Source organism: Bacillus cereus (assembly GCF_007678085.1).
GTDB lineage: Bacteria > Bacillota > Bacilli > Bacillales > Bacillaceae_G > Bacillus_A > Bacillus_A cereus_BE.
Map to the genome: position 1 here is coordinate 480,285 of NZ_VEDW01000004.1, position 20,048 is coordinate 500,332.

Sequence of the window (20,048 nt, forward strand, 5' to 3'; positions counted from 1 at the left end):
AAACATTACATTGCCATTGTATAAGATGATTGGCACGCTGTCTACAATAAAGTGTCAGAAAACTGAAATCGCTTTATTCTTTTTTGAAAATAATAATGTTCGTATACCAAAATAAAAAAATAAGCTGCATATTCGCAGCTTATTTTTGAATCATATCTTTAATTGGTGCAAACGATTTTCGATGTTCTTCTAATACTCCATGCGCTTCAATCGCTTCTAAATGTTGTTTCGTTCCATATCCCATATGTTGTTCAAATCCATATGCAGGATACTTTTCTCCAAGCTCTTTCATCATACGATCTCTCGTTACTTTCGCAATAATGGATGCGGCTGAAATAGAAATGCTTTTCGCGTCACCTTTAATGATGGATGTTTGAGGAATTTGTGTAGGAAGTTTCATCGCATCAATTAATAAATATTCTGGTGTACAAGATAAATTCGCAATAGCATCTAACATCGCTTGTTTCGTCGCTTGATAAATATTTATCTCATCAATAACTTGTGGTGATACAATTCCGACTCCAATTGCAATTGCTTGCGCTTTGATTCCATCATAAAAACGCTCTCGCTTCGCCTCACTCAGCTTTTTCGAGTCATTTAACCCTGGAATATAAAAATCTTCTGGAAGGACAACAGCTGCCGTCACGACAGGCCCAGCTAGCGGCCCACGCCCTACTTCATCTATACCTGCGATATATGTGAGCCCTTTTTCACGTAATGCAATCTCGTACCTGGACATTTCGAAAAACTTTTCTTTTTCTTTCTGCGCTAACTCTTTTTGTTTATGCCACTTCAAAATGAGCTTTTGTACCCCTTTTCGCTCGTCTTTCATTAATAGTTGAAAGCGGTCATCTTCTTCACTCATAATTTCTTGCAGTAAACGTTCCGCTTCTTGAATAGTCACTTTTTGCATTCATGCCACTCCCTTTATATACAAAAAAGAAAAGACGTACAAACGCACGTCTTATACTTCTTCTACTTTTTCTACATCTTCTGTCTGCTCTGCAAACTCTTCTGGTGTTTCAAACGTCATTTTCCCAAGTTTTCCACCGCGAAGCTCACGAAGTACAAGCTCAGATGTTTTATCATAATCAATCATTCCGCCGCCCATTAAACAACCTCTATTTTTTCCAATTGCATCGAATAATTCTACAATATCTTCTGGAATCTCACTTAAATTATATCGCTCTTTCAAACGTTCTGGATAATGTTTCTCCATAAAACGTAGTGCGTAAACAGCAACATCTTGTAAATTTAAAATTGAATCTTTAATTGCACCCGTTGTCGCTAATCGAAGACCTACTAATTGATCTTCAAATTTAGGCCATAAAATACCAGGTGTATCTAACAGTTCCATTTCTTTCCCAACTTTAATCCATTGTTGAGCTGTTGTCACACCAGGACGATCTCCTGTTTTAGCAATATTTTTCTTCGCTAATTTATTAATTAACGTAGATTTACCAACGTTTGGTATACCTACAATTAATGCACGAATCGCTCTCGGTCTAATACCTTTTGCAACCATTTTATCAAATTTCTCTTTCACTAACACTTTACAAGCTGCTGCAATTTCCTTCATACCTTGTCCAGCTTGCGCGTTAATTGAAATGGCCATATGGCCTTTTTCTTTAAAATATGCGATCCATTGCTTTGTTAAACGATCATCTGCCATATCCGCTTTATTTAAAACGACAAGCCTCGGTTTATGTGTGATAATCTCATCGATCATTGGATTTCGTGAAGATAAAGGTAATCGAGCATCTACAAGCTCAATTACAACATCAATTAACTTTAACTTTTCTGTTACTTGGCGTCTAGCCTTTGCCATATGTCCCGGGAACCATTGAATTACCATGTTGCCACCTTCTTTTTCTTTTATTTCACAATACGAGCATCTTTTAACGGCCAATATAGTATATTTGCTTTTCCAATCACTTGGTCCATTGAAATTGTACCAATCGAACGACTATCTTTACTAAAACGACGATTATCGCCTAAAACAAATAATTGGCCTTCTGGAACAGTTTTCTTCCCTGTCATTTCTTCAAGAGTAAAATCATATGTAAGCGGTCCGTCAGCAATTTGTTTTTTCTGCTTGTCTAAATACGGCTCCTCATAAGCCTTTCCGTTAACATATAATTTGTCATTACGATACTCTATTTCATCGCCTGGTAGGCCGATAATGCGCTTAATATAATCTTTATCTTCCGTTGCTCGGAATACGATAATATCAAATCGTTTCGGATCTCCTATGTGATAACCAATTTTATTGACAATCATTCGATCGCGATCATGTAAAGTAGACGCCATCGATACTCCATCTACGAGAATTGGCGCAAAGAAAAACTGTCTAATAACACCGGCTAATACAACAGCAATCAAAATTGCTTTGATCCATTCCCAAAGTGAACTCTTTTCTTTCTTCATGCATTTCCCCTCCACGATTATGTAAGCTGCTCGTATTATATCAAAATTTTATATAGATTGGAAAAAGGGAGCTTGTGCATTTACAAGCTCCCATACATGTCTTATCGAATTTCTTTAATACGTGCTTTTTTACCGCGAAGGTTACGTAAGTAGTATAACTTAGCACGACGTACTTTACCACGGCGAAGTACTTCGATTTTCGCGATTCTTGGCGTGTGAACTGGGAATGTACGCTCAACACCTACACCGTAAGAAATCTTACGAACTGTGAATGTTTCACTGATTCCGCCACCACGACGTTTAATTACAACACCTTCGAAAAGCTGAATTCTTTCACGAGTTCCCTCAACTACTTTTACGTGTACACGTAAAGTGTCTCCAGGACGGAATGAAGGAAGGTCAGTTTTTAATTGGCCTTTTGTAATTTCTGCGATTAATTGTTGCATATTAAATTCTCTCCTTTAAACAGATGCTCTTATAAAGTCTTAATAAATTACAGCGGAACATCGTTAATACGGCCACTGATTTCAGTAGCACAAGTGTTATAATAGCATATTGCTAGGACTGTTGCAATAGAAAATATATCAAGCCCTTATTTGCCCTCTTTTATCTGTTCTAGCCATTTCTTTTCTTGCTTAGACAATTCTCGTTCTTCTAATAGATCCGGTCTACGTGTGTACGTACGACGTAGTGATTCTTTATGTCGCCATTCATCAATATTTTTATGATTTCCTGACATCAATACATCAGGCACCTTCATACCACGAAAATCAGCTGGACGTGTATAATGAGGATGCTCTAATAAACCTGTACTGAACGAATCCTCAACTTGCGAAGCGTGATTTCCTAATACCCCTGGCAAAAGACGTACGACACTATCAGTAATAACCATAGAGGCTAACTCTCCACCAGTTAATACGTAGTCACCGATAGAAATTTCATCTGTTACGAGATGTTCACGAATTCGTTCATCGTACCCTTCATAATGGCCACATACAAAAATAACATGCTCTTCTTCAGCAAGTTCTTCTGCCTTCTTCTGCGTAAAACGTTCTCCTTGTGGACACATTAGGACAACTCTCGGTTTACGGTCTGTTTCCTTCGTTAACTCTTCCACTGCATCAAAGATAGGCTGAGGAGTTAATACCATCCCAGCACCACCACCGTACGGATAATCGTCTACACTATTATGCTTACTCGTTGTATAATCACGGAAATTGACAACACGAAGCTCTACCGCCTCTTTTTCTTGTGCCTTCTTTAATATTGAAGATCCAAACACACCCGTAAACATATCTGGAAACAATGTTAAAATGTCAATTTTCATTATAGCAACCCTTCCATTACATGAATGGTTACTAATTTATTCTCAATGCTAACTTGAAGCACAACATCATCAATATAAGGAATTAACAAATCTTGACCTTTTGGACGTTTAATTACCCAAACATCATTTGCACCAGGAGATAAAATTTCTTTTATTGTCCCTAACGCTTCTCCTTCTTCCGTTACAACACTGCAACCAATAATTTCATGGTAGTAGTATTCACCTTCAGCTAGTTCGCCTAACTGCTCTTCTGGTACTTTTATTAAAGAACCTTTAAACTTCTCTACTTCATCTACATTGTTGTATCCTTCAAGTGTTAATAAATCAAATGTCTTATGTTGACGGTGAGAAGTTACCTTTACCGGCAGATAGTCTGTATCTTTCTCATTACTTATGTATAACGTGTTTCCTACTTTATATCGCTCTTCTGGAAAATCAGTACGAGAAATAACACGAATTTCTCCTCTTACGCCATGAGTATTTACAATTTTCCCTACGTTAAACCATTTTGTCATAAATAGTATGTCACCCCTGGTTTCTATATAAATTAAGCATCTCCATTTCACATATGGAACATGCAACTTCTCTTTAAATGTTAAAAAAGGGAGAGGAAATAACTCCTCGCCCTTTTTACGTTTATTGAATTTCCAGTGTTACTTTTTCATCATTATGATGTCCCACTGAATACAAGAGCATTCGAATTGCTTTCGCAACTTTCCCTTGCTTTCCAATGACTTTTCCAACATCCTCAGGATGTACAGTTAATCGATACTTTATCTCTCCGTTGTAAAGTTCCTGTGTAACTTTTACATCTTCAGGATGATCGACAAGAGGCTTGACAATCGTCTCGACTAACTTCTTCATAGTCATTGCCTCAATTACTTACCTTGTTTAGATAAGTGGAATTTCTCCATGATACCTTGGTTAGAGAATAAGTTACGAACTGTATCAGATGGTTTAGCACCATTTCCTAACCATTTTAATGCTGCTTCTTCGTTGATCTTAACTTCAGCTGGTTGAGCAACCGGATTGTAAGTGCCGATTTCCTCAATGAAACGTCCGTCACGAGGAGAACGAGAATCTGCAACAACTACACGATAGAAAGGAGTTTTTTTAGCTCCCATACGTTTTAAACGAATTTTAACTGCCATTTATAAAGCACCTCCGAATTTATTTCACACAGATAATTATATTAGCAAAAAGACTATTGCTTTGTAAAGTATTTTTTCTTAACAGAGCCATCTTTTTTCCTTACATGAATGGAAACTTCAATCCACCTAGTCCTTTTTTCTTACCTTTTTGCATTCCAGTCATCGTTTTCATCATCTTTTTCATATCATCAAATTGCTTGATTAAACGATTGATTTCTTGTACCGTTGTACCGCTACCTTTGGCAATGCGCTTTTTGCGACTAGCATTGATTATTTCCGGTTGTTCTCGCTCTAATTTAGTCATAGAACGAATAATTGCCTCAATATGCCCAATTTGTTTTTCATCAACTTGTGCATTTTTCAGCCCTTTAATTTTATTTGCACCAGGAAGCATTCCTAACAATTCATCAAGTGGTCCAAGTTGACGCACTTGTCCAAGTTGTTCTAGGAAATCGTCAAGCGTAAACGAAAGCGTACGCATTTTTTGCTCAAGTTCTTTTGCTTTCTCTTCATCAACTGTAGCTTGCGCTTTTTCAATTAATGTTAAGACGTCTCCCATCCCTAAAATACGGGATGCCATACGTTCTGGATGGAACGCTTCAAGTGCATCTAGTTTTTCACCCATACCAGCAAATTTAATTGGTGTATTTGTAACAGCTTTAATAGATAATGCCGCACCACCGCGCGTATCACCATCTAATTTCGTTAATACAACCCCAGTTAAACCTAACTGTTCATGGAAACTTTGTGCAACATTAACCGCGTCTTGTCCTGTCATCGCATCGACAACAAGGAAAATTTCATCCGGTTTCGCAACTTCTTTCACTTTCGCTAATTCATCCATTAGTTCTTCATCAATATGCAGGCGACCTGCTGTATCGATTAAAACATAATCGTGATGATCTTCTTTTGCTTTTGCAATCGCTTGTTTCGCAATTTCAACAGGACTTACTTGATCTCCTAAAGAGAATACAGGCATGTCCAATTGCTTCCCTAATGTTTCAAGCTGTTTAATCGCTGCAGGACGGTAAATATCCGCTGCAACAAGCATCGGTTTACGATTATGCTTTTTACGAAGCAAATTCGCAAGCTTACCTGTCGTCGTTGTTTTACCTGCACCTTGCAGACCAACCATCATAATAACAGTCGGTGGCTTATTAGCAACAGCAATTTTGCTTTGCTCTCCGCCCATAAGTTCTGTAAGTTCTTCCTGTACAACTTTAATTACTTGTTGTCCAGGTGTCAAACTTTTCATTACATCTTGTCCGACAGCACGTTCAGACACACGCTTTACAAAATCTTTTACTACTTTAAAGTTAACGTCCGCTTCTAAAAGAGCTAGACGAACTTCTCTCATCATTTCTTTCACATCGGCTTCAGAAACTTTTCCTTTGCCGCGGATTTTTTGCATTGTCTGTTGAAGTCGGTCGGCTAATCCTTCAAATGCCATATTGCCGCCCTCCTAATCTAATTTTTCGATAGCTTCAACAACTTGTTTCATTTCTTCATTCACATGCTCTTCTTCGCTGATTAGCTGTTTTAGCTTTGCAACAAGTCGCTGTCGCTCTTGAAACTTTTGAAGTAATACTAATTTATCTTCATATTCTTCAAGCATCGCTTCAGTCCGTTTAATGTTATCATACACGGCTTGGCGACTTACATCAAATTCTTCCGCAATTTCACCAAGAGATAAATCATCTAGATAATAAAGCGACATATAACTTCTTTGTTTTTGCGTTAACAACGATTGATAAAAATCAAATAAATAGTTCATTCTCGTTGTTTTTTCGAGCATGTTGGATCATCCTTTGTTAAGTGATTTCCCTTTACATGAATTAGTTTACATGGAGTATAAAAGAGTGTCAAGTTTTTTTCTTAACATCACATATTTTTATAGGAAAAGAAGCGGAAAATACCGCTTCTTTCACTTATACTTCTTCTGTTTCTACTAAGTTTGCAAATAAACCATAGACATATTGTTCTGGATCGAACTGTTGCAGATCATCCATTTGCTCTCCCAATCCAACGAATTTCACCGGTACATCCATTTCGTTACGAATCGCTAATACAATACCGCCTTTAGCAGTTCCATCTAACTTCGTTAAAACAATACCAGTAACATTCGTTGCTTCACGGAATGTTTTCGCTTGACTTAAACCATTTTGTCCTGTTGTAGCATCAATAACAAGTAATACTTCATGAGGAGCTCCTGGTACTTCACGCTCAATTACACGCTTTACTTTCTCTAACTCTTTCATTAAGTTCACTTTATTTTGTAAACGTCCTGCTGTATCACATAGTAATACGTCTACGTTACGTGCTTTTGCAGCTTGTACAGCGTCATACATAACTGCTGCTGGATCAGACCCTGACCCTTGTTTAATCACTTCTACACCAACGCGATCGCCCCATACTTCTAATTGTTCAATCGCTCCAGCACGGAATGTATCTCCTGCCGCTAATAAGACAGACTTACCTTCTGATTTAAACTTATGAGCCATCTTACCAATTGTTGTCGTTTTACCTACACCATTAACACCAACAAATAAAACAACTGTCAAGCCATCTTTTTGCATATTAATTTCATTAGTAAAATCGCTGTCGCCTTTATAAATTTCTATTAGTTTTTCTGAAATAACTGCTTGCACTTCTCTAGGATCTTGAATGTTACGGCGTTGCACTTCTTCTTTCAACTGATCGATTAATTCCATCACTGTTGAAACGCCCACATCTGCACCAATTAAAATCTCTTCTAATTCTTCGAAGAAATCTTCATCTACTTTACGGTAACGAAATACTAGATCATTTACTTTGTCCGCAAACGAATTTCTCGTTTTTTCTAATCCTTGTTTAAACTTCTCTGTTACCGTATCTGTTTGTTTTGAAATTTTTTCTTTTAGTTTTTTAAAAAAGCTCATACTGTCCCATCCTTCCTATTTGCTTGCAACTAGTTCTTCTCCATCATCTAAACGAACTGAGACAAGTTTAGATACTCCTGACTCTTGCATTGTTACACCATACAATACGTCAGACTCCTCCATTGTACCTTTTCTATGTGTAATTACAATAAACTGCGTCTCATCACTAAATTTCTTTAAATACTGGGCAAAACGGGCAACGTTTGCCTCGTCAAGAGCAGCCTCTACCTCATCTAGTACACAGAATGGGACTGGGCGCACTTTTAAAATACCAAATAACAGCGCAATTGCTGTTAAAGCACGCTCTCCACCTGAAAGTAAACCTAAGTTTTGCAGTTTCTTCCCTGGCGGTTGCGCTACAATATCAATACCCGTATTTAATAAGTCCTCTGGATTCGTCATGACTAAATCCGCTCTACCGCCTCCGAATAATTCAGAGAATACCGATTGAAACTCCATTCGAATTCCTTCAAAAGTAGTAGAAAAGCGTTTTTTCATTTCTTCATCCATTTCAGTAATAAGTTGGTGCAGTGTCGTTTTCGCTTCTTCTAGGTCATCTTTTTGCTCTAGTAAGAATGTATGACGCTCTGCTACACGCTCATATTCATCAATTGCTCCTAAGTTTACTGTGCCCAGCTCTTCGATAGATAGTTTAATTAATTTCACCTTTTTACGTGCATCCTCGGCAGGCATCACCATTGTATACTTCAGTTTTGCTGCTTCAAATGAAATCGTATATGTTTCACGTAAATGTTGTAATCTATTTTCTAACTCTACATCCAGTCTGTTTATTTTTACTTCTTGATCTTTCAACATCTCAAGAATGTATTTATGTTTACCTGTTGTTTCTTTCAGATTACGCTCTAAATGTTCTACTCTCTCTTGTAACGATACGCGTTGTTCACGACGAGAGCGAATTAACTCTGAAGTTTGATTACGATCATATGCTTTTTTCTCAATCATATTCGTAATTTGCTCTTCACCACTTGAATTCGATGTCATTTCTTGTTTTAAGAATGCTAAATCCTCTTTCGTTTTGACAAGCGTTGCATCCGTTTCTTCTTTTTCCTTCGTCAATCGTTCAACTTTTTCTTTTTGATTAGATAAGCGTTGTTGCTTTTCAGCCGCCAACACTTTTAACTCAGTCATTTCTTTTTGAACTTTTTCTTTCGAAGTATGCTGCTCACTTTTTTGTTTTGTTAAAGCGACAATTTTGCTATCTAATCCCGTAATCTCCGCTTGAAGGGTCGCTAAAATCTTTTCTAGCTCTTCTTTACGCCCTTGTATCTTCACTTGATCTTGTAAGAATCCTTCAATCTCTAAATCGTAAATAGATAAACGATCATTAATACGATGTTCTTCTAATTCTAAGCGATTAATTTCTTCTCTTAATTTCTGTTCATCTACACGCTCTGCTTCTACACTTTGTCTTAGTTCGCGTATTTGGACTTCTCTTTCTTGAATCTCTTGCTTTACTGCTTTAACAAAGTTTTCTAACTTCGTTGTTTTCTCTTCCATATCCGTTAACTTGCTCGTCCACTCTTCTAGTTCACGTTGACGTCCTAATAATGAGGATTTCGCCTGTTTTACCGCTCCACCTGTCATAGAACCACCAGGGTTCACTACATCGCCTTCGATTGTTACAATGCGATAACGGTATTGCAGTTGTTTCGCTAACTCATTTGCCCCGCGTAAATCTTTCGCAACAATAACTGTACCTAATAAATTTGAAACTACATTTTCATATTTATTGTTATATTGCACAAGTTCTGCCGCCACACCTACAAACGATGGGTGTTGATTTACAATACGTAATTGTTCAAATGATAACGATCTACTTTTAATAACAGCTTGCGGTAAAAACGTTGCTCGCCCATGTTTATTTTGTTTTAAAAACGCAATTGCATTACGAGCATGTTCTTCTTTTTGTACGACAATATGTTGCATTGCTGCACCTAGAGCAATTTCCATTGCAATTTCATATTCTTTCGGCACCGTCAGCAGTTCTGCCACAGCACCCTCGATACCTTGCAACCTATTTTCTCTAGCTTTTAATACTTCACGTACTCCTTGATAGAAACCAGAGTAATCTTCTTGCATCTCTTCTAGCATTTCTTTTCGAGAACGTGCCTGTTGTACAAATTGATACGCTTGATACAGTTTTGTTTCATTTTCACTATACTGCGTCTTGCATTTCCCAAGTGCGGCTTCTGTTTTTTGTATATTTGCAAGGATTCCAGCTACTTTTTCTTTCACTTGTTCATAACTTTCCACAAGTTTCGTCTTTTTCGCTGTAATTTCCATACGCATTTCTACATATTTCGCATTTTCTTCGTCAAGGCGTTCATTTTTAGAGTTTTGTTGTTTAGATTGTTCTTCAATCATAGATAATTCATTACGATGACTAGCTTGTTGATTTAAAAGTTCAATATAGTCACCTTTTAAATTCTCAATTTGTTCCTCTAAATTGTCAGCAAACGTTGCAAGTAATTGCTCATTATCATGCAATTTCGTCTCCAATTCTTTTACTTGATTTACAAATTGCATCAACACTTCTGTACTTGATTCTATTTCACCATCATAACTTGTAGCTTTCGCTGTTAATTCAACAATTAACTGTTCGAGTTGCGCACAATGCGTCGTTGCATTTTGCTTTCTCTCTTTTAATAGCTCACGCTGCCCTTCTAACTTTTCTAGTTCTTTACTAGAAAGAAGAAGTACTTCTTGTAAGGAATCTACAGACTCATCTACTGCTTGTAATTGGCCTCGTAATTCCTCTAGCTCTTCTTCACCTTTTTGTAAATGCGTTGACATTTTCGCTTCTTCGTTTTTATTATGCCCAAACTGATTTCGAAGCGCTTCCCATTTCTCATGTAATTCTTCAATTTCATGTACAATAAGCGCTGCTTCTACTTTTTCTAATTCTTCTTTTTTCTCAAGATAATCTTTCGCAATAGAAGCTTGTCTTTCCAAAGGTTCTACTTGACTACTTAATTCGTGAATGATATCTTGTACACGATTTAAGTTTTCTTGTGTATCTGCTAATTTTGCTTCCGCTTTCTTTTTACGAAGTTTGTATTTCAGCACTCCAGCAGCTTCTTCAAATACACCACGACGTTCTTCTGATTTACTACTTAAAATCTCTTCAACTTTCCCCTGGCTAATAATCGAAAAAGCTTCTCTTCCCATACCAGAGTCCATAAATAAATCGATAATATCTTTCAATCTACATGATTGTTTATTAATATAAAAATCGCTATCACCAGAACGCGATACACGACGTGTTACACATACCTCATTATATTCAATCGGTAAACGTTGATCTTCATTATTTAAAGTTATTGTTACTTCAGCAACATTAACTGCTCTTCTCGTATCACTGCCCGCAAAAATAATATCCTCCATCTTTGCACCACGTAATGATTTTGCAGATTGTTCACCAAGTACCCAGCGAATAGCATCAGTAATATTACTTTTCCCGCTTCCATTAGGTCCTACTACAGAAGTTACACCTGGGACAAAATCAACAGATACACGCTCAGCAAAAGACTTAAATCCTGCTATTTCTAATCTTTTTAAAAACACGAAAGGCCTTCCTCCTATTCTCCGTTGCTATAACTGTTATCTAGACAAAAACGAGCTATCATACGGATTTCCCTTCCCTTTATTCACAAACAAAAAGAAAGTTTCATTCTATGCATAAGGAATCCCCCTCATTCAAAGGGGGATTCCTTATAGTTGTTCTTTTAATTTTTTCAATGCTTCTGCAGCAGCTTGCTGCTCTGCTTCTTTTTTCGACTTGCCACTACCAAGACCTAAAGCCACGTTATTTAACGTAACACGTGACACAAATTCTCGATTGTGGGCCGGTCCTTTTTCCTGCAAAATTTGATACTCAATATTGCCACTACCATCACGCTGAATCAACTCTTGTAATTGACTCTTATAATCCATCACATGAGAAAAAGCACCTTCATTAATTTTAGGGTATACAACTTCTTTTAAGAATCCCCATACTGTTTCTAACCCTTGATCAAGATAAAGGGCACCAATAAACGCTTCAAAGACATCCGCTAATAAAGCTGGTCGTTCACGTCCACCTGTCATTTCCTCACCTTTTCCTAATAAAACAAGGCTACCAAATGACAACTCGTTTGCAAAACGAACAAGAGATGGTTCACATACAATAGCTGCACGTAGTTTTGTTAACTCTCCTTCGCTCATTGTCGGATATTTTTGAAACAGATACTGCGACACAGTAAGTTCCAACACTGCATCTCCAAGGAATTCGAGACGCTCATTGTCTTCATGCGGTTTTTTTCGATGCTCATTCACATACGATGAATGCGTAAATGCTTGAATCAATAATTTTTCATCTGAAAACGTAATACCTATCTCTTCTTGAAATACTTTAAACGCTTCACGATATTTTGTTTCGTATTTTTTTTCTCTATGTTTTCGGTACGGCATAGGTCCCTCCAGATATAAGCCGAGAAGCCCCGCTAAAAAACGGGACTTCACTTAAGCATTATAGATGACTCTCTATGTAAGTCACAGCATCGCCAACAGTAGCAATCTTTTCAGCATCTTCATCAGAAATTTCCATTTCGAATTCATCTTCCAATTGCATTACAAGTTCTACTACATCTAGGGAGTCTGCGCCTAAATCTTCTTTAAAGCTCGCAGCTGGTACTACTTCAGTTTCTTCTACACCTAAACGATCAACGATGATTTTTGTTACACGCTCTAAAACATCTGCCATTCCATTCACCTCCCCTCAAATATTATATTAAATATTGTCCAAAAAAACTAGTTGAAATCAATTCTTTTATTACATTACCATTCCGCCATCAACATTTAACGTTTGCCCTGTAACATATTTACTTTGATCAGAGGCAAAAAACGTTACAGTATTTGCGATATCTTGCGCTTCACCAAATTGAGCTGCAGGAATTAATTTTAACATTTCGGCTTTTATATTTTCATCTAATACATCTGTCATATCCGTCGCAATAAACCCTGGAGCAATTGCATTTACAGTAATATTACGGCTCGCTAATTCTTTTGCTAACGTTTTTGTTAATCCAATTACACCCGCTTTAGCAGCGACATAGTTTGCTTGTCCTGGATTACCTGTTACCCCAACAACAGAAGCGATATTAATAATACGTCCATGACGTTGACGCATCATATATCGAGATACTGCCTTCGTGCATAAGAATACACCTTTTAGGTTTGTATTAATAACTGTATCCCATTCTTCTTCTTTCATACGCATTAATAAATTATCTTTTGTTACACCTGCATTATTTACAAGAATATCAACTTGTCCAAATGTATCTACAGTTTGTTTCACCATATTTGTAACATCTTCAGCATTTGCAACATCTGCTCTTACTGCAATTGCATCCGAACCTAATTTCTTTATTTCATCAACTACTTCATTTGCCTTTTGTTCATTACCAGCATAATTTACTACAATATTTGCCCCTTGTTTCGCTAAATCAATCGCAATTGCACGACCAATTCCACGTGAAGCACCCGTTACTAATGCTACTTTCCCTTTTAACATCAGTTTTCTCCTCTCAAATTTGAAATGGTATCTTGTAATGTCTCTTCATCATATATCGCGTATGCTTTCACTGATGAATCAATTGACTTCATAAGTCCAGCAAGTACTTTCCCAGGTCCAATCTCAATAAATGTATCTACCCCTTGATCCACCATGTATTCAATGGATGGGTACCATAAGACAGGCGAATAGAGCTGTTCGATTAGCTTTTCTTGAATATGTGTACCACTTGTAATAACGTCTGCTGTTACATTTGCGATAACCGGAATATTTGTATCTTGAATTGTAATTTCATTTAAGACACTTTGGAATTTCTCCGCTGCTGGCTTCATAAGCGAAGAGTGGAACGGTCCACTTACCTTAAGCGGAACAGCTCTCTTTGCGCCATTTTCCTTCGCTCTTTGAGAAGCAATCTCGACTCCTTGCTTTGTTCCAGAAATCACAATTTGCTTCGTACTATTCATATTAGCGATTTGTACTGCATATCCTTCACTTGTTACTTCCTCTGTAACTTGTTTTAGCATATGTGGATCAGCACCTAAAATAGCTGCCATTGCACCTTCTCCGCCAGGAACAGCTTCTTCCATATATTCCCCACGTTTCCTTACAGCGTATACAGCATCTTCAAACGTTATTGCACCCGCTGCTACAAGAGCGCTGTATTCACCTAAACTATGCCCTGCGACAAAGTCTGGTGTAATATCATACTCTTTTAAAGCTGTCAAAATAGCAAAACTCGTTGTTAATAAGGCAGGTTGCGCATTTGTCGTTAACGTAAGCTTTTCCTGCGGCCCTTCAAAAATCACTTCCGAAAGTGAATCTTGCAATACCTCATCTGCTTTTGCAAATACATTTGCAACCTCTTTATTATTCTCTGCTAATTGTTTACCCATTCCAACTGCCTGTGAACCTTGGCCCGGAAAAAGAAATGCTAGTTTTCCCATTTCAAATCCTCCTCTTATTGGAGTGGCTCTTTCTCCATTACGCTTGAAATAGTAGGAATAACTTCTTTCACTACCATTTCTCTCGTTTGACGAATCGCACTAAATATCGATTGGTCATTAGAAGAACCGTGAGCCTTAATGACAGGAGCCTTCAATCCGAATAATGCCGCTCCTCCATACTCCGAATAATCCATTTTATCTTTTAATACCATAAGTTTTGGCTTTAATACCGCTGCGGCTAATTTGCTCGTAAACGAACTCATTAACTGGTCTTTTAACATAGAGAATAATGCAAGCGCTGTTCCTTCTAATGATTTCAGTGCTACATTACCTGTAAAACCATCACATACTACAACATCTGCTACACCTTGCAATAAATCTCTTGATTCAACGTTCCCAACGAAATTAATTGGGGCATCCTTAAGCATTGCAAAGACTTGTTTTGAAAGTTCGTTCCCTTTGCCATCCTCTGTTCCAACGTTTAAAAGTCCAACGCGAGGATTTTTAATTCCTCTTACTTTCTCAGCGTATACAGATCCCATTACTGCATATTGATATAAATGAATTGGTTTTGCATCAACGTTCGCTCCAACATCTAACATAACAAAACCTTCTCCATCAACAGTTGGCATGGTAGGGGATAACGCTGGTCGCTCAATTCCTTCCATACGACCTACAACAAACAATCCAGCCGTCATTAAAGCTCCTGTACTACCAGCTGATATACAAGCATCTGCTACGCCGTCTTTCACTTGCTGCGCCGCTAGTACCATTGAAGCTTGTTTTTTTCGACGAACCGCTCTTACTGGTTCATCTGTCGATTCGATTTTTTCATCTGTATGAAGTATAGTAATTCGTTCTTCACTCGTTAAGTATTGACGAATTTCCTCTTCTTTCCCTACTAACGTAATATGTAAATCAGAATATTCCTTAATAGCTTTCATTGCTCCTAATACGACAGCCTTTGGAGCATGATCGCCGCCCATTGCATCTATTGCGATTTTCATAAGTTGTTACCTTCCTCACTATAATTACTAGATCGATACATTTCAAAAGTGCCTGTAAAAACAAGTTCTTCTCCAACAAAGCTACGCACTTTGACAACGGTCCGTCCTTTATCATTCTCTACATCTTCAACGCGCGCTTTCGCAACGACACGCTCTCCTAATTTTACAGGACGAATGTATCGAATGGTAGACTTTGCAGTTAAAGCTAATTCTTCATCAATAACCGCAACAGCTAGTGAGTTTGCTTGTGCAAACAAATGATGCCCACGGGCAATTTGATTTCTTTTAAATACGTGTTCTACCTTCACTTCAAAGATAGAAATCGCATGTCTATCTAATTCTATATCGATAATTTCTCCGACAACCTCTTCTAACGGTAAAGATTTCACATCTTCTTCATGTTGCTTTGTAGCTACATGTTTAATTCTTTCTCTTAATTCAGGAATAGATAATTCCATACGATCAAGACGTACGGTTTGTATACTCACCTGAAATTTTTCTGCTAAATCTTCATCCGTAATAAAAGGATTCGTTTCTATAGTTTGTTGTAATAATTCTTGTCTTTCTTTTTTACTTCTTCTTTTTTTCATACCGCACCATCCATTTTTATGACTAGGTACTAACAGTAGTATATAATCATTAAAAGTAGAATGCAACAAAAACTTTTGTTGCCTCCCTTTAATCGAGCTTCTCTCCCTGGAACACACCTGTCCCGTCAAGATACGTACGCAGTGATGCATATTGATCATTATGCCAAAACGCTTCTGAATCTACTAGTAACGCCGCATCTTGTCTAGCTGTTTCTAACGCTCGATAATCATGTACCATATCAGCAACCTTAAATTCTGGTAAACCACTTTGCTTACTTCCAAAGAAATCTCCAGGACCTCTTAACTCTAAATCTTTTTCTGACAATACAAATCCATCATTCGTTTCGGTCATAATACGCATTCGCTCTTTTCCCGTTTCCGATTTTGGATCCGCGATTAATAAACAATATGATTGTTCACTACCACGCCCAACACGCCCCCTGAGCTGATGGAGCTGCGATAAACCGAAACGCTCTGCATCATAAATAACCATTACAGTCGCATTCGGTACGTTCACACCTACTTCAACAACCGTTGTCGACACAAGAATTTGCACTTTATTTTCACTAAATTGTCCCATTATCTCTTCTTTTTCTTGAGATGATAATCTTCCATGCATTAATCCGACTTGACATTTCCCTTGATAATGATGAGTCAGCATACTATGTAAGTCGATCGCATTTTGTACATCAAGTTTCTCAGATTCTTCAATAAGGGGACAAATTACATATGCTTGTCTTCCTTTTTTTATCTCCTTCTCCACAAAACCGAGAACTCGATCTAACATATCATGTTTTGCCCAGTATGTTTCAATTACCTTTCTACCAGCCGGCATCTCATCGATTATAGAAACATCCATCTCTCCAAATGCAGTAATTGCTAACGTACGCGGAATTGGGGTCGCTGTCATAAATAATACGTCTGGACTTTCACCTTTCTCCCTTAAAACTCGTCGCTGTGCTACACCAAATCGATGTTGTTCATCAGTAATAACGAGACCTAACCTATGAAAGATAACTTCATCTTGAATTAAAGCATGTGTTCCGACAAGGATATCTATTTCCCCTTGTTCTAATTTCGCCAAAATCTCTCGACGCCTTACACCTTTAACAGAACTTGTTAACAATTCAACCTTCATACCAAAGTGTGAGAATGTCTCTGCAAGCGATTGATAATGTTGCTCTGCTAAAATTTCTGTAGGAACCATTAAAGCACCTTGATAATGTGCTAATTTCGCTGCATAAAGGCCAATCGCTGCAACGACTGTTTTCCCAGAACCTACATCACCTTGTAACAGACGATTCATCCGATAAGGAGATGTCATATCTTTCATAATTTCATCTACAACCCGGCGTTGCGCGCCAGTTAACGGAAACGGAAGTGCATCGATAAACTCTTGCAATTCTGCTGAAGGAATTTCTTTCTTCGTCCCTTTCGAATTTTCCCTCTCCATTTTCCGTAATGTTTGCATTTTCAGCTGAAATAAGAAAAACTCCTCATACACAAAACGGCGACGTGCTTGTTTTAAATCTTCCTGCCCTGCTGGAAAATGCAAAGCACGAAGCGCTTCATAACGCGGCAATAATTTATATCGACTTAGCAATCCATCAGGCAACACTTCAACTATAGATTCTCCATACTCCTTGAACGCTTGGGCAATAAAACGGCGCATCTGTTTTACTGTAAGTTTCCCTTTCACTGAGTATACAGGCTCTACTTCTTGTTGACGTACAACTGGTCCAAAATGAAGCTCTGATACCGCAATCGTTTGACGGTGCTGATCCCATTTACCAGTAATCGTTACCGTTTCATCTAAATTTAACTTCTGCTTATAGTACGGCCTATTAAAACATACAGCTGTAATTAAATAACGACCAACGAGGACACGAACCGTAAGACGCGACTTCTTCTTCCCATAATATTGCAGTAAAGGAGCACTATGAACTTTTCCCTCAACTGTTACCCGTTCATCATGCTTTACTTCAGCAAGATCTTTCATCGCATAATCTTCATAACGGTACGGAAAATGTTCTAATAGATGAGAAACTGTATAAATTCCCATCTCGTGTAGTAATTCAGATGTTTCTCCTCCGATTCCCTTTACATCCGTAACAGGAACTTGTACAACTTCATTCAAGATTCTCACGCTCCGTCACATTATTTTTGATTCATTCTATTCATTCATACTATTGACATCTGTAATCGCTCTCTTTCACCCTATATATTCTATCATAGGCATTCTAAGAGAAACTACTCAAATCCCTTATAAGCAACACGAAAGAAAAGAGCCTCACTATTAGCAGCAAGGCTCTTTTTCATCTTCAATATGCTAGCCTTTTGAATAAAAACTAGTAATGAACTTCATATTACTACTTCTTATCCATTAGCAAGTGCGTAATCCATTTATTTCTAAAACGAATTTTTTCTTATTCTACAGAGAAGATGAACGAATACACTGGTTGGTTTCCAGCATGCACTTCTACTTCTGCATCTTCAAAATTCGCTTCTACAAATTCAACTAACTCAGCTACTTCTTCGTCAGTTGCATCTTCACCTTGTAGAATCGTTACGATTTCAGAATCTTCATCAATAAGTGCTTCTAGTAATTGCTTCGCAGCTCCTACTTTTTCAGCATTTGTTGATACGATTTTTCCATCCGCGATACACATGAAATCATCTTTTTGAATTGCTACACCATCAATTTCCGTATCACGTACAGCATACGTAATTTGACCGGTTTTCACATGAGATAAAGCTTCTTTCATGTTTTCTTCATTTTCTTCTAACGTTCCAACTGGATTAAATGCTAACATTGCAGCCATACCTTGAGGAACTGTTTTTGAACGAACTACAATCACTTCTTGATCAACAACTGACGCTGCTTGTTCTGCTGCCATCACGATATTCCCGTTGTTCGGTAAAATAATGATTTTTTCAGCGTTCGCTTCTTCAATCGCCTTCACAATATCCTCCGTACTTGGATTCATCGTTTGGCCACCTTCGATAACTTTTGTCGCGCCAATGCTCTCAAATAAAGTTTTGATACCAGATCCCATAGCTACAGTTACGATACCGTACGGTTGTTTCTCTTTAGACTGGCTAGTTGGCTCAGGCATCATAGTAGGCTCATCTAATAAAGCAGTATGCTGTTCACGCATATTCTCTACTTTAATCTTGATTAAACTACCGTAACGTTGTCCGTAGTTCATAGCGTCTCCAGGATGCTCTGCATGGATATGAACTTTTACAATTTCATCATCAGATACAACTAATAGAGAATCACCATACACACTAATATCTTCACGGAATTTTTGTTCAGAGAAATTATGTTCTTTCACTTTTTCAGCCTCTAATTTCACCATGAACTCCGTACAATATCCATACTTAATATCTTCTGTACTCAATTGGCTTTGTACACTACGGTGATGTTCTGCGCGTACCATTTCATTCATAGATGGTTGCGCAGGTGCATCAGAAGAAATCGTTTCTCCTTTTAAGTCAGCTAAAAACCCTTCGTATACTACTACAAGACCTTTACCACCGCTATCTACAACGCCAACTTGTTTTAATACAGGTAATAAATCTGGCGTACGATTTAACGATGCATTTGCTTCTTTCACAACGTCTTCCATAAACAAAACAAAGTCGCGCTGTTTTTTCGCAACTGTTACTGCATATTTACCCGTTTCCCTTGCAACCGTTAAAATCGTTCCTTCAATCGGTTTCATAACCGCTTTGTAAGCCGCCTCTACTCCAGCTTCTAAAGCTGCAGCAAAATCAACTGTTGTTAATTCTTCTTTTTGTTCAATGGATTTGGAGAAACCACGGAACAACTGAGATAAAATAACTCCAGAGTTACCACGAGCTCCCATTAATAATCCTTTGGCTAAACTTACGCCGACTTTACCAGCATGCTGTGAAGGATTTGCTTTCACTTCACGTGCGCCTGAAGTCATAGATAAGTTCATGTTTGTACCGGTATCGCCATCTGGAACTGGAAATACGTTTAATGCATCAACAAGCTGAACATTATTTGTTAAATTATTCGCTCCTTGCATGATCATTTGTGATAAACGTTTTCCATCAATTTTTTGAATTGACACAGATTTTCC

At 37.8% G+C, this 20,048-nt stretch carries 20 protein-coding genes; all 20 read right to left on the minus strand.

Annotated features, from left to right (window positions below; all coding sequences use genetic code 11):
• Nucleotides 1-139: 139 nt before the first annotated feature.
• The 20 genes from FS742_RS19560 to FS742_RS19655 all read right to left on the minus strand — a co-directional run bounded on the left by FS742_RS19560 (nt 140) and on the right by FS742_RS19655 (nt 20,039).
• Entirely contained in the window at nt 140-913 is a 774-nt protein-coding gene (locus FS742_RS19560; protein ID WP_144614536.1) for a ribonuclease HII, read from the minus strand.
• 51 nt (nt 914-964) lie between these two features.
• Nucleotides 965-1,855, minus strand: a complete 891-nt coding sequence (ylqF, locus tag FS742_RS19565; protein WP_144614538.1) for a ribosome biogenesis GTPase YlqF — start codon at nt 1,853-1,855, stop codon at nt 965-967.
• A 20-nt stretch (nt 1,856-1,875) separates the two neighbouring features.
• Nucleotides 1,876-2,427 (minus strand): signal peptidase I, encoded by a 552-nt coding sequence (gene lepB / locus FS742_RS19570; protein ID WP_000711857.1) that lies wholly within the window; start codon nt 2,425-2,427, stop codon nt 1,876-1,878.
• Nucleotides 2,428-2,528: 101 nt separating this feature from the next.
• Nucleotides 2,529-2,873 (minus strand): 50S ribosomal protein L19, encoded by a 345-nt coding sequence (gene rplS / locus FS742_RS19575; protein ID WP_001186516.1) that lies wholly within the window; start codon nt 2,871-2,873, stop codon nt 2,529-2,531.
• A gap of 146 nt (nt 2,874-3,019) precedes the next feature.
• The gene (trmD, locus tag FS742_RS19580) at nt 3,020-3,754 is read right to left on the minus strand and encodes a tRNA (guanosine(37)-N1)-methyltransferase TrmD (protein ID WP_144614539.1); all 735 of its coding nucleotides are present in this window, start codon (nt 3,752-3,754) and stop codon (nt 3,020-3,022) included.
• Nucleotides 3,754-4,269: a ribosome maturation factor RimM gene (rimM, locus tag FS742_RS19585; RefSeq protein WP_144614541.1), complete on the minus strand. Its 516-nt coding sequence runs from the start codon at nt 4,267-4,269 to the stop codon at nt 3,754-3,756. Before rimM ends, trmD begins: the two co-directional genes overlap by 1 nt.
• Nucleotides 4,270-4,390: 121 nt before the next feature.
• The gene (locus tag FS742_RS19590) at nt 4,391-4,618 is read right to left on the minus strand and encodes a KH domain-containing protein (protein WP_000737397.1); all 228 of its coding nucleotides are present in this window, start codon (nt 4,616-4,618) and stop codon (nt 4,391-4,393) included.
• Between the two features lie 14 nt (nt 4,619-4,632).
• On the minus strand, nt 4,633-4,905 hold the full coding sequence (rpsP, locus tag FS742_RS19595; RefSeq protein WP_000268750.1) for a 30S ribosomal protein S16: 273 nt from the start codon (nt 4,903-4,905) through the stop codon (nt 4,633-4,635).
• 100 nt (nt 4,906-5,005) lie between these two features.
• Entirely contained in the window at nt 5,006-6,355 is a 1,350-nt protein-coding gene (gene ffh / locus FS742_RS19600) for a signal recognition particle protein (RefSeq protein WP_000863461.1), read from the minus strand.
• A gap of 12 nt (nt 6,356-6,367) precedes the next feature.
• The gene (locus FS742_RS19605; RefSeq protein WP_000891061.1) at nt 6,368-6,700 is read right to left on the minus strand and encodes a putative DNA-binding protein; all 333 of its coding nucleotides are present in this window, start codon (nt 6,698-6,700) and stop codon (nt 6,368-6,370) included.
• Between the two features lie 133 nt (nt 6,701-6,833).
• On the minus strand, nt 6,834-7,823 hold the full coding sequence (gene ftsY, locus FS742_RS19610; RefSeq protein ID WP_048530519.1) for a signal recognition particle-docking protein FtsY: 990 nt from the start codon (nt 7,821-7,823) through the stop codon (nt 6,834-6,836).
• 15 nt (nt 7,824-7,838) lie between these two features.
• Nucleotides 7,839-11,408, minus strand: a complete 3,570-nt coding sequence (gene smc / locus FS742_RS19615; RefSeq protein WP_144614543.1) for a chromosome segregation protein SMC — start codon at nt 11,406-11,408, stop codon at nt 7,839-7,841.
• Between the two features lie 147 nt (nt 11,409-11,555).
• Nucleotides 11,556-12,293 carry a ribonuclease III gene (gene rncS / locus FS742_RS19620; RefSeq protein WP_001146868.1) on the minus strand — a complete coding sequence of 246 codons (738 nt, stop codon included), beginning with the start codon at nt 12,291-12,293 and terminating at the stop codon, nt 11,556-11,558.
• Between the two features lie 58 nt (nt 12,294-12,351).
• Nucleotides 12,352-12,585, minus strand: a complete 234-nt coding sequence (gene acpP / locus FS742_RS19625) for an acyl carrier protein (RefSeq protein WP_000786062.1) — start codon at nt 12,583-12,585, stop codon at nt 12,352-12,354.
• Nucleotides 12,586-12,654: 69 nt separating this feature from the next.
• Nucleotides 12,655-13,395, minus strand: a complete 741-nt coding sequence (gene fabG / locus FS742_RS19630) for a 3-oxoacyl-[acyl-carrier-protein] reductase (protein WP_144614545.1) — start codon at nt 13,393-13,395, stop codon at nt 12,655-12,657.
• Nucleotides 13,395-14,339, minus strand: coding sequence for an ACP S-malonyltransferase (gene fabD / locus FS742_RS19635; protein WP_144614546.1), 945 nt, complete (start codon nt 14,337-14,339; stop codon nt 13,395-13,397). Before fabD ends, fabG begins: the two co-directional genes overlap by 1 nt.
• Nucleotides 14,340-14,353: 14 nt before the next feature.
• Nucleotides 14,354-15,346, minus strand: coding sequence for a phosphate acyltransferase PlsX (plsX, locus tag FS742_RS19640; protein WP_144614548.1), 993 nt, complete (start codon nt 15,344-15,346; stop codon nt 14,354-14,356).
• The gene (gene fapR / locus FS742_RS19645; RefSeq protein WP_000747352.1) at nt 15,343-15,936 is read right to left on the minus strand and encodes a transcription factor FapR; all 594 of its coding nucleotides are present in this window, start codon (nt 15,934-15,936) and stop codon (nt 15,343-15,345) included. Before fapR ends, plsX begins: the two co-directional genes overlap by 4 nt.
• An 88-nt stretch (nt 15,937-16,024) precedes the next feature.
• Nucleotides 16,025-18,073, minus strand: a complete 2,049-nt coding sequence (recG, locus tag FS742_RS19650; protein WP_076539719.1) for an ATP-dependent DNA helicase RecG — start codon at nt 18,071-18,073, stop codon at nt 16,025-16,027.
• 289 nt (nt 18,074-18,362) lie between these two features.
• Nucleotides 18,363-20,039, minus strand: coding sequence for a DAK2 domain-containing protein (locus tag FS742_RS19655; RefSeq protein ID WP_144614550.1), 1,677 nt, complete (start codon nt 20,037-20,039; stop codon nt 18,363-18,365).
• Between the last annotated feature and the right edge of the window lie 9 nt (nt 20,040-20,048).

Bases quoted from the DNA above. Each gene is read 5' to 3' on its own strand.
- fapR (WP_000747352.1), bottom strand. From the start codon at position 15,936: ATGAAAAAAAGAAGAAGTAAAAAAGAAAGACAAGAATTATTACAACAA.
- lepB (WP_000711857.1), bottom strand. From the start codon at position 2,427: ATGAAGAAAGAAAAGAGTTCACTTTGGGAATGGATCAAAGCAATTTTG.
- rncS (WP_001146868.1), bottom strand. From the start codon at position 12,293: ATGCCGTACCGAAAACATAGAGAAAAAAAATACGAAACAAAATATCGT.
- fabG (WP_144614545.1), bottom strand. From the start codon at position 13,395: ATGTTAAAAGGGAAAGTAGCATTAGTAACGGGTGCTTCACGTGGAATT.
- FS742_RS19590 (WP_000737397.1), bottom strand. From the start codon at position 4,618: ATGAAGAAGTTAGTCGAGACGATTGTCAAGCCTCTTGTCGATCATCCT.
- rimM (WP_144614541.1), bottom strand. From the start codon at position 4,269: ATGACAAAATGGTTTAACGTAGGGAAAATTGTAAATACTCATGGCGTA.
- plsX (WP_144614548.1), bottom strand. From the start codon at position 15,346: ATGAAAATCGCAATAGATGCAATGGGCGGCGATCATGCTCCAAAGGCT.
- ffh (WP_000863461.1), bottom strand. From the start codon at position 6,355: ATGGCATTTGAAGGATTAGCCGACCGACTTCAACAGACAATGCAAAAA.
- rpsP (WP_000268750.1), bottom strand. From the start codon at position 4,905: ATGGCAGTTAAAATTCGTTTAAAACGTATGGGAGCTAAAAAAACTCCT.
- FS742_RS19605 (WP_000891061.1), bottom strand. From the start codon at position 6,700: ATGCTCGAAAAAACAACGAGAATGAACTATTTATTTGATTTTTATCAA.
- rplS (WP_001186516.1), bottom strand. From the start codon at position 2,873: ATGCAACAATTAATCGCAGAAATTACAAAAGGCCAATTAAAAACTGAC.
- ftsY (WP_048530519.1), bottom strand. From the start codon at position 7,823: ATGAGCTTTTTTAAAAAACTAAAAGAAAAAATTTCAAAACAAACAGAT.
- FS742_RS19560 (WP_144614536.1), bottom strand. From the start codon at position 913: ATGCAAAAAGTGACTATTCAAGAAGCGGAACGTTTACTGCAAGAAATT.
- fabD (WP_144614546.1), bottom strand. From the start codon at position 14,339: ATGGGAAAACTAGCATTTCTTTTTCCGGGCCAAGGTTCACAGGCAGTT.
- ylqF (WP_144614538.1), bottom strand. From the start codon at position 1,855: ATGGTAATTCAATGGTTCCCGGGACATATGGCAAAGGCTAGACGCCAA.
- trmD (WP_144614539.1), bottom strand. From the start codon at position 3,754: ATGAAAATTGACATTTTAACATTGTTTCCAGATATGTTTACGGGTGTG.
- acpP (WP_000786062.1), bottom strand. From the start codon at position 12,585: ATGGCAGATGTTTTAGAGCGTGTAACAAAAATCATCGTTGATCGTTTA.